Below are 7,588 nucleotides of genomic sequence, written 5' to 3'. Positions count from 1 at the left end.
GGCCGGCTGCGACCTGGCGCGTCTGGCCGGGCTGAGCCCGGCGGCGGTGATAGTCGAAGTGATGAACGAAGACGGCAGCATGGCCCGCCGCCCCGACCTGGAAAAGTTCGCCGAGCAGCACGGCATCAAGATCGGCACCATCGCCGATCTCATCCACTACCGCCTGAGCACCGAGCACACCGTCAGTCGCATCGGCGAGCGCGAGCTGCCCACGGTGCACGGCACCTTCCGCCTGGTGACCTACGAGGATCGCATCGAGGGCGGCGTGCACATGGCCATGGTGATGGGCGAGATCCGCCGCGACGAGCCGACCCTGGTGCGCGTGCACGTGATCGACCCGCTGCGCGACCTGGTCGGCGCCGAGTACACCGGCCCGCAGAACTGGACGCTGTGGGCGGCCCTGCAGAAAGTGGCGGAGGCCGGCCACGGGGTGGTGGTGGTGCTGGCCAACAACGAGTCGTCGCAGGCGCTGCTCGAGCGCGTGCCGCAATTGACCCAGCCGCGCCGACAGTTCAGCCGCTCGCAATCGCGCATCTACTCCGAGGTGGGCACCGGCGCGCAGATCCTCCAGGACCTGGGCGTGGGCAAGCTGCGCCACCTCGGCCCGCCGCTCAAGTACGCCGGTCTGACGGGCTATGACCTGGAAGTGGTGGAAAGCATCCCGTTCCAGGGATGACCACGAGCTGACGGATGGCGCCGCCCCGGCGCCGTCCTCCGACCCGCCCCTGGCCGCCCGAGCCCGGCGCGCTTGTTTTTCTATTTCAAGCACTTACCCACTCAGCCTGGCGCCGCCCCTGCAGGCCACCGGCGATGCGGCCGCGCGCGCCGCGAAAATCGCCGCGATTGGGTCTTGCACAAAGCTTGGAATACCATAATATGACATTCCGTAGGCCGAGATATTTTGCCGACGCTGCCCGCCCCGGGAAACCGCCCTGAGCAGCCTCGGCCAGGCCAGTCACAACTGCTCCCTGAAAGGCGGGCACCGCCAAAGCCCGCTTGCGTACAAACACAACAACGAGGGCAAGCAAGATGGTGTTCAAGAAAACTGCTACCGCGGTGTTCGCCACCGCACTCATGGTCGCCGGCGCAGGCGCGGCCAGCGCCGCCGACAACCTCAGCTTCGTCAGCTGGGGCGGCACCACCCAGGAGGCGCAGACGACGGCCTGGGCCGCGCCCTTCAGCGCGAAGACCGGCATCAAGGTGCTGCAGGACGGGCCGACCGACTACGGCAAGCTCAAGGCCATGGTCGAGAGCGGCAACGTGCAGTGGGACGTGGTCGACGTGGAAGCCGACTTCGCCCTGCGCGCCGCCCGCGAAGGCCTGCTCGAACCGCTCGACTTCAGCGTGATCGACCGCACGCAGCTCGACCCGCGTTTCGTCTCCGACCACGGCGTCGGCTCCTTCTACTTCTCCTTCGTGCTCGGCTACAACCAGGGCCGCCTCGGCGGCAAGGCGCCGCAGGACTGGAGCGCGCTGTTCGATACCGCCACCTACCCGGGCAAGCGCGCCCTGTACAAATGGCCCAGCCCCGGCGTGCTGGAACTGGCGCTGCTGGCCGACGGCGTGGCCATCGAGCAGCTTTACCCGCTGGACCTCGATCGCGCCTTCAAGAAGCTCGACAGCATCAAGAAGGACATCGTCTGGTGGGGCGGCGGCGCCCAGTCGCAGCAGCTGCTGGCCTCTGGCGAGGCGAGCCTCGGCCAGTTCTGGAACGGCCGCATCTACGCCCTGCAGCAGGACGGCGCGCCGGTCGGGGTGAGCTGGAAGCAGAATCTGGTGATGGCCGATTTCCTGGTCATCCCCAAGGGCTCGAAAAACAAGGAAGCGGCCATGCAGTTCCTGGCCAACGCGGCCAGCGCCAAGGGCCAGGCCGATTTCGCCAACCTCACCGCCTATGCCCCGGTCAACACCGGCAGCGTCGCCCAGCTCGAGGCCGACCTGGCCCCCAACCTGCCGACCGCCTACGCTGAAGATCAGATCACCCTCGACTTCGCCTACTGGGCCGAGCATGGCCCGGCCATCGCCGCACGGTGGAACGAATGGCTGGTCAAGTGAAGCCCCTGGCCGTCCCTTCGGCCCAGGCAGGCGCCGGCGCATCCAGCGCCGGCGGCCTCGCCGCCAATCGAGCCACCATCATGAATCGCAGCCCTTCGCGCTGGCGCGGAGCCGCCAAGCTGATCCCCGCTCTGCTGTTTCTCGGCCTGTTCTTCCTCGCCCCGCTGATCGGCTTGCTGCTGCGCGGCGTGCTGGAACCGGAACCGGGGCTGGGCAACTACGAGCAGCTGTTCGCCAACTCGGCCTATGCTCGCGTGCTGTTCAATACCTTCGCCGTCGCCGGCCTGGTCACCCTGATCAGCCTGCTGCTGGGTTTCCCGCTGGCCTGGGCGATCACCCTGACGCCGCGCGGCTGGGGCCGCTGGCTGCTGAGCATCGTGCTGCTGTCGATGTGGACCAGCCTGCTGGCGCGCACCTACTCCTGGCTGGTGCTGCTGCAGGCCTCCGGGGTGCTCAACAAGGCGCTGATGGCCCTGGGCCTGATCGATCAGCCGCTGGAGCTGGTGCACAACCTGACCGGGGTGGTGATCGGCATGAGCTACATCATGATCCCCTTCATCGTGCTGCCGCTGCAGGCGACCATGAGCGCCATCGACCCCATGGTGCTGCAGGCCGGCTCTATCTGCGGCGCCAGCCCCTGGCGCAACTTCTTCCGGGTGTTCCTGCCGCTGTGCCGACCGGGGTTGTTCTCCGGCGGCCTGATGGTGTTCGTCATGTCGCTCGGTTACTACGTCACCCCGGCCCTGCTCGGTGGCGCACAGAACATGATGCTGCCGGAGTTCATCGTCCAGCAGGTGCAGTCCTTCCTCAACTGGGGCCTGGCCAGTGCCGCCGCCGCGCTGCTGATCGCCATCACCCTGCTGCTGTTCTACGCCTATCTGAAGCTGCAACCGGAATCGCCGGTGGCTTCCAGTACCGCGAGGTAAGCCATGCTGCTGTCGCCCAACGCCATGGGGCCGCGCCTGCGCGCCGGCCTCTACCTCGTCACCGGGGCCATCGCGGCCTTCCTGCTGCTGCCGATCCTGTTCATCGTGCTGCTGTCGTTCGGCTCGTCGCAGTGGCTGGTGTTCCCGCCGCCGGGCTGGACGCTGAAATGGTACGAGCAGTTCTTCTCCAACGCGCAGTGGATGGAGGCGGCCTACACCAGCTTCAAGGTCGCCCTGCTGACCACTGCCTGCGCCGTGGCCCTGGGGCTGCCCAGCGCCTTCGCCCTGGTGCGCGGCAAGTTCCCCGGCCGCGAGCTGCTCTACGCGCTGTTCACCCTGCCGATGATAGTGCCGCTGGTGATCATCGCCGTGGCCATCTATGCCCTGTTCCTCAAGCTGGGCTACACCGGCACGCTGTTCGCCTTCGTGGTCAGCCACGTGATAGTGGCGCTGCCCTTCACCATCATCTCGATCATCAATTCGCTGAAACTGTTCGACCAGTCGATCGAGGACGCCGCGGTGATCTGCGGCGCCTCGCGCCTGCAGGCGGTGCTCAAGGTGACCTTCCCGGCCATCCGTCCCGGCCTGGTGGCCGGCGCGCTGTTCGCCTTCCTGGTGTCCTGGGACGAGGTGGTGCTGAGCGTGATGATGGCCAGCCCGAGCCTGCAGACCCTGCCGGTGAAGATGTGGACCACCCTGCGCCAGGACCTGACACCGGTGATCGCGGTGGCCTCGACCCTGCTGATCGGCCTGTCGCTGCTGATCATGCTGATCGCCGCCGCCCTGCGTCGACGCAACGAACCCCGCGCCTGATTCATGAGGAAAAGCCAATGAGTGCCGTGATCCAAGACCACCAGAGCCAGGCGCCCCTGGTCAGCCTGCGCAACCTGAACAAGCACTATGGCGACTTCGTCGCCGTGGACAACATCAGCCTGGATATCCAGGAGGGCGAGTTCCTCACCTTCCTCGGCTCCAGCGGCTCGGGCAAGAGCACCACCCTGTCGATGCTGGCCGGCTTCGAGACGCCCAGCAGCGGGGAAATCCTGGTCGCCGGCAAATCCCTGGTCAACGTGCCGCCGCACAAGCGCGACATCGGCATGGTGTTCCAGCGCTACTCGCTGTTCCCGCACCTGAACGTGCGCGACAACATCGGCTTCCCCCTGGAGATTCGCAAGCAGGCACGCGGCGAACGCGAGCGCCAGGTCGAGGCCATGCTCAAGCTGGTGCAACTGGAACAGTTCGCCCACCGTCGCCCGGCGCAGCTCTCCGGCGGCCAGCAGCAGCGTGTGGCGATCGCCCGCGCGCTGGTCTACGAGCCGCGCATCCTGCTGATGGACGAGCCGCTCGGCGCCCTCGACAAGAAGCTGCGCGAGGACCTGCAGGACGAACTGCGCCACCTGCACCGGCGCCTGGGCATCACCATCGTCTACGTGACCCACGACCAGGAAGAAGCCATGCGCCTGTCGCAACGCATCGCCATCTTCAGCCACGGCAAGATCGTCGGCCTGGGCAGCGGCTACGAGCTGTACCAGAACCCGCCGAATGCCTTCGTCGCCTCCTTCCTCGGCAACTCCAACTTCCTCAAGATCAAGGCCCAGGGCCATGCGGCGGCCAGCTTCGAGGGCCAGTCCCTGGCCGTTCGCCCCACCGTGGGCATCGCCGAGGGCCAGGAACTGCTGCTGATGGTGCGCCCGGAGAAAGCCCAGGTGCTGACCCCGCAGCAGGCCGGGAGCATGCCGCGGCCGGCCGGCTGGAACGAGATCCAGGCGCGGGTCGCGGAAACCGTGTTCCTCGGCGAAAGCCTGACCTGCAGCGTGACCACCCCCGGCGGCACCCAGCTGACCCTGAAGGAGCTGTCCGGCAGCACCCCGCCCCTGCAAACCGGCGCCCCGGTGCTGGTGCGCTGGGCCGCGGCCGATGCCTGCGTCTACAGCCAGTGGCAGGAGAGCGACCTGAGCAAGGCCGCCGGCGCGCACTGAAGCAAACTCCCCCTTGCCCCCGCCCTGCCGCGCAGGGCGGGGGTTTTCTTTGCCTGTCGCCGTCGAATACGAGCGTAGGGTGCGCCGGGAGCACCAGCTGCTCGCCCCTTCGCCGGGTGCGCGCAACCTGGGCGGCCCCGCGTCACCCTACGAAGCCAGGCTGCACGACGCCGTGCATCGGGCGCACTGCGACCACCCGCAAATAGCGCTTGCACGAACAATATTATGGTATACCATCAGACACGAAAGCGCTGCTGGTCGCAGCCGATACGTCACGCAGGTACTCGAAATGATCGATGCACATACCTACAAACTCGTCATGGGCTCCTTTCCCTCCGGCGTCACCGTGATCACCACGCTGGACGACGATGGCCAGATCGTCGGCCTGACGGCCAGCGCCTTCAGCTCCCTGTCCATCGACCCGGCCCTGGTGCTGTTCTGCCCGAACTACAGCTCCGATTCCTACCCGCTGCTGATCAAGAACAAGCGCTTCGCCATCCACCTGCTGTCGGCCGAGCAGCAAAGCGAGGCCTATGCCTTCGCCAAGAAGGGCAAGGACAAGGCCCTCGGCATCGAATGGACGCTGAGCGAGCTGGGCAACCCGCTGCTGAGTAACGCCACCGCCATCATCGAGTGCGAGCTGTGGCGCGAATACGAAGGTGGCGATCACGCCATCCTGGTGGGTGCGGTGCGGAACCTGATCGTGCCGCCGCAGCGCGTCGAACCGATGATCTACTGCCGCGGCAAGATGGGCGCCCTGCCCGCCTTCGCCTGATCCCGATCTGTTGTGTGCTTGTCTTGCCCCCCTTGGTTGGGGGCTTTTTTATGCGTTCGCCGGCCGACGCCGGATGCCCGAGCGCGCTGTTGGCGCGGCTCACGAGGCGCCGGCGAGTGAATCGAGCACCCGCCGTTTGGCTGCCCGGCGGCGCACATGCCGGGCTCGACCTAGGGTTAATTCAAGGGCGGATGTTTTAGGGTAAAAAGACCTTGCAGATATACAGTATTATGGTATACCAATACGCAGCGACCAATTTTGCCTTGTTGCCGCGCCGCTTCGGCGCCAGTGGATCGATAACAACCCGAGCGCGATACGAGCGCCACCACAGCCGGCCAGGCCATGGCCGACCAGACACAGGTTCGAGGAACGCATCATGAAATTTTCTTTGTTCGTGCATATGGAGCGCTACGACGAGCAGACCAGCCACCGCCAGCTGTTCGAAGACCTCACCGAGCTGACCCTGCTGGCGGAAGCCGGCGGGTTCAGCACCGTGTGGATCGGCGAACACCATGCGATGGAGTACACCATCTCGCCGAGCCCGATGCCGCTGCTGGCCTACCTGGCCGCGCGCACCAGCACCATCCGCCTCGGCGCCGGCACCATCATCGCGCCCTTCTGGCACCCCATCCGCGTCGCCGGCGAATGCGCCCTGCTCGACGTGATCAGCAACGGGCGCATGGAGGTGGGCCTGGCCCGCGGCGCCTACCAGTACGAGTTCGACCGCATGGCCAACGGCATGCCGGCCACCGACGGCGGCAAGTACCTGCGCGAGATGGTGCCGGTGGTCCAGGCGCTGTGGCGGGGCGACGTCGCCCACGACGGCGAGCTCTGGAAGTTCCCCACCTCCACCTCCTCACCGCGGCCGCTCCAGCAGCCCGGTCCGCCCATGTGGATAGCCGCGCGCGACCCGGACTCGCACAACTTCGCCGTGGCCAATGGCTGCAACGTGATGGTCACCCCGCTGATGAAGGGCGACGAGGAAGTGGTCGATCTGAAGAACAAGTTCGAGGCCGCCCTGGCCAACAATCCCGAGGTGCCCCGTCCGCAACTGATGGTGCTGCGCCACACCCACGTCCACACCAAGGACGACCCGGACGGCTGGAAGGTCGGCGCCGCGGCCATCTCCAAGTTCTACCGCACCTTCGACGCCTGGTTCGGCAACAAGCAGACCCCGGTCAACGGCCTGCTGCCGCCGAGCCCGGAAGAGAAGTTCAAGGAGCGCCCGGAGTTCGAGCTGGACAATATCCGTAAGAACACCATGATCGGCACCCCGGAAGAAATCATCGCACGCATCCGCCACTACCAGGAGCTGGGCGTCGACGAATTCAGCTTCTGGGCCGACAACAGCCTGCCGCACGCCGAGAAGAAGAAATCCCTGGAACTCTTCATCCAGCACGTGGTGCCGGCGTTCCGCTGACAGACGCCGCAGGCGGCCGGATCGGGCGATCCGGCCGCTTCCCAAGAGCCTGTTCAAAGTCTCGCGAGCTAGAGCAATGCAAGGCAAAAACAGGCGAGGAAGCGGAGTTTACTGGTGTAAATGAGCATTCCGAGCCTGTTTTTAACGCAGCAGTGCCGACGCGCAGCAGACTTTGAACAGGTTCTAACAACCCACAGGTGGTCGAACGCCATGCACCTCACTGGCCTCACCCTCTGCATCCGCAAACCACTGCCCGGGGCCGCCATGGCCTATCTGCGCGGCAAGTGGACGCCCGCCCATCTCTTTCTCAAGCGCTTGCGCGCCTGTGTCACGGCCAAACAGAACGGCTTCTGGCAGATAGTCCGCTGATCGACTCGCCTCGCTGAAATTCGCCCGCGTCCGACGCCTTTGCGCTCGCCGCCCGCGCCCCCGT

Annotated in this window: 8 protein-coding genes; all 8 read left to right on the top strand. The window is 66.2% G+C overall.

Annotated elements, in window-relative coordinates:
* Positions 1–676, top strand: a 676-nt coding sequence (locus N878_RS08460) for a 3,4-dihydroxy-2-butanone-4-phosphate synthase (protein ID WP_021443233.1), incomplete at its 5' end; no start/stop codon positions are given.
* A 353-nt stretch (positions 677–1,029) separates the two neighbouring features.
* Entirely contained in the window at positions 1,030–2,055 is a 1,026-nt protein-coding gene (locus tag N878_RS08455; RefSeq protein ID WP_021443232.1) for a polyamine ABC transporter substrate-binding protein, read from the top strand.
* The gene (locus N878_RS08450; RefSeq protein WP_031302921.1) at positions 2,040–2,981 is read left to right on the top strand and encodes an ABC transporter permease; all 942 of its coding nucleotides are present in this window, start codon (positions 2,040–2,042) and stop codon (positions 2,979–2,981) included. The genes N878_RS08455 and N878_RS08450 overlap by 16 nt, the downstream gene beginning before the upstream one ends.
* Before the next feature lie 3 nt (positions 2,982–2,984).
* Complete coding sequence (locus N878_RS08445; RefSeq protein ID WP_021443230.1) at positions 2,985–3,794, top strand: ABC transporter permease; 810 nt, start codon at positions 2,985–2,987, stop codon at positions 3,792–3,794.
* Positions 3,795–3,811: 17 nt separating this feature from the next.
* Positions 3,812–4,960 (top strand): ABC transporter ATP-binding protein, encoded by a 1,149-nt coding sequence (locus tag N878_RS08440; RefSeq protein ID WP_021443229.1) that lies wholly within the window; start codon positions 3,812–3,814, stop codon positions 4,958–4,960.
* A 289-nt stretch (positions 4,961–5,249) separates the two neighbouring features.
* The gene (locus N878_RS08435) at positions 5,250–5,735 is read left to right on the top strand and encodes a flavin reductase family protein (RefSeq protein WP_021443228.1); all 486 of its coding nucleotides are present in this window, start codon (positions 5,250–5,252) and stop codon (positions 5,733–5,735) included.
* 376 nt (positions 5,736–6,111) lie between these two features.
* A complete protein-coding gene (locus N878_RS08430) occupies positions 6,112–7,155 on the top strand; it encodes an LLM class flavin-dependent oxidoreductase (protein WP_021443227.1) in 1,044 nt (347 codons plus the stop codon).
* Between the two features lie 210 nt (positions 7,156–7,365).
* A complete protein-coding gene (locus N878_RS28895) occupies positions 7,366–7,524 on the top strand; it encodes a hypothetical protein (protein WP_177342885.1) in 159 nt (52 codons plus the stop codon).
* The last annotated feature ends 64 nt before the right edge of the window (positions 7,525–7,588 follow it).

This window comes from Pseudomonas sp. EGD-AK9 (assembly GCF_000465935.2).
Lineage (GTDB): Bacteria > Pseudomonadota > Gammaproteobacteria > Pseudomonadales > Pseudomonadaceae > Aquipseudomonas.
This window is presented reverse-complemented; position numbering and strand designations above follow the sequence as displayed.